At 69.8% G+C, this 2,269-nt stretch carries 2 protein-coding genes; both read right to left on the bottom strand.

Annotated features, from left to right (window positions below):
- Positions 1–43: 43 nt before the first annotated feature.
- On the bottom strand, positions 44–385 hold the full coding sequence (locus NS354_RS12880) for an aldehyde dehydrogenase family protein (RefSeq protein WP_058594826.1): 342 nt from the start codon (positions 383–385) through the stop codon (positions 44–46).
- Between the two features lie 135 nt (positions 386–520).
- Positions 521–2,023, bottom strand: coding sequence for a sodium/proline symporter PutP (gene putP / locus NS354_RS12885; protein WP_058594827.1), 1,503 nt, complete (start codon positions 2,021–2,023; stop codon positions 521–523).
- Positions 2,024–2,269 lie beyond the last annotated feature (246 nt).

Here is a 2,269-nt window from a genome sequence, read left to right on the forward strand (position 1 = left end):
CCTGCGCCCTACGAGATCTAACTAGCGTAGGTCGTCGGCAGCTTCAGTTGTGTATAGGGTGCAGGTCGGGGCGGGGGCCGAGGGCGAAGTCGGGGTCGGCGTGGTCGATGCGGGCGTCGAGGTAGCCGCCGTCGACGATGGTGTCGGCGAAGAGGCGGAGTTGGACGGCGGTGCGGGTGATCTCGCCGGTGAGGCGGGTTTCGGTGAGGCCGGTTTCGCGGAGGGCGATGCGGACGAGGTCGGGTGCGGCGGTTTCGAGGGCGTCGGCGATGGCGACGAGTGCGCGTGCGCGGTGTTCGGCGGTGGTGGTCGCGAGCAGGGGTGCGGCGGTGGTGGCTCGGGCGACGACGGCCTCGAGATCAGCGGGAAGCGCTTCGTGGGACATGCATCGTTCCTTACGTGGCGGTGAGTCTGCGGTGACGGGTCTTCCGCTCATTCTGCCAGCCGCGCGCGTGCACGAGCGGTGCGCCTTCGCACAGTGGGGCTGAGCCGCACGGTGCGAAAGCGCGCCGCCCGCGGGCTACCTCCGGTCCGCCCGGTCCCGACCCGGCAGCACGATCTCCATCGTCTCCGAGAACTCCCGCTCGATCTCGGCATCGGGGCGCTGCGTCGCGAGGCTCACCAGCAGTGCGGCCGCCAGTGCGACGACGAAGCCGGGGAGCAGCTCGTAGAGGCCGGTGCCGAGCGCCTTCCAGACGAAGACGGTCACCGATCCCGCGACCATGCCGGCGAGGGCGCCCCAATTGGTGAGCCGGCGCCAGTACAGGCTGAGCAGCACGATCGGCCCGAACGCGGCGCCGAACCCGGCCCACGCGAAGCTGACGAGCCCGAGCACCGAATCGTTGGGGCTGATCGCCAGCAGGGCGGCGATGAGGGCGACGACGAGCACACCGCCGCGGCCGAGCAGGACGAGCGCGCGATCGCTCGGAGGCGTCTTGCGGGCGAGGCGGTAGAGATCCTCGACCAGCGCGGAGGAGCACACGATGAGCTGGCTCGACAGGGTGCTCATGATCGCCGCCAGCACCGCGGCGAGCACGAAACCCGCGACGAGCGGGTGCAGCAGCACCTGCGACATCAGCAGCACGACGGTCTCGGGATCGGCCGGAGCGCCGCCGAACTTCTCGAAGTACGCCGCACCCACGAGGCCCGAGGCGACGGCGCCGAGCAGCGACAGGAACTGCCAGCTCGTGCCGATGCGGCGGGCCGACGCGGCCTCCTGCGGCGTGCGCAGCGCCATGAATCGCACGATGATGTGGGGCTGTCCGAAATAGCCGAGGCCCCAGGCGAGCCCCGACACGACGACGAGCACCACGGCTCCCGTCGACAGCGTGCCGTCGCCGAAGAGCGACAGCTGACCCGCCGACGCGCCGACACCGGTCGCCTCGCCCCACCCGCCGATGGTGATGATGGCGACGACGGGCACGACGATGAGGGCCACCACCATCATGAGCCCCTGCACGACGTCGGTGAGGGAGGCGCCGAGGAATCCGCCGAAGAGCGTGTAGGCGAGCGTGACGACCGTGACGAGGAGCATGCCGACCCAGTAGTCGCCGCCGAACGTGGACTCGAAGTACTTGCCGCCCGCCACCATGCCCGACGAGGCGTACAGGGTGAAGAAGACGAGGATGATGACGCTCGAGATGGTGCGCAGCAGGCGGGTGCGGTCGCGCGTGCGGTTCTCGAAGAAGCTCGGGATCGTGATGGAGTTGCGCGACACCTCGGAGTAGGCGCGCAGCCGAGGAGCGACGAGCCGCCAGTTGAGGTACGAGCCGATGAGCAGGCCGATGGCGATCCACCCCTCGATGAGCCCCGACGCGTAGATCGCGCCGGGCAGGCCCATGATGAGCCAGCCCGACATGTCGGAGGCGCCGGCGGAGAGCGCCGCGACCCAGGGCGGCAGCCCCCGCCCGGCGAGCATGTAGCCTTCGTGGCTGCTCGTGCGCCGGAAGGCGAGCCAGCCGATGAAGAGCATGACCGCGAAGTAGATGGCGAGAGCGAGGTAGAGGTAGAACTGGGCGGACATCGTCGTCGCCTTTCTGTGATCGGCGCGCGGCTCGGTGTCGCGCAGGGGGAGGGGCGGGGATGACGGGGCAGCGGCAGCCACCGATGGAGTCCGTCAGTCGCCCCGCCCCGAACCCCAGACACCGAACCCCGTACCCCCAACTCCCACTACACCGCGCGCCCCCGCAAGCGTAGCGACTCGATCAGCCTAACGACCCTCATCCCACTCCACCCACACCACCCCCCGAGCGACACCCAACTATTACAA

This window comes from Leucobacter chromiiresistens (assembly GCF_001477055.1).
In the GTDB taxonomy this organism is placed as follows: Bacteria; Actinomycetota; Actinomycetes; order Actinomycetales; family Microbacteriaceae; genus Leucobacter; species Leucobacter chromiiresistens_A.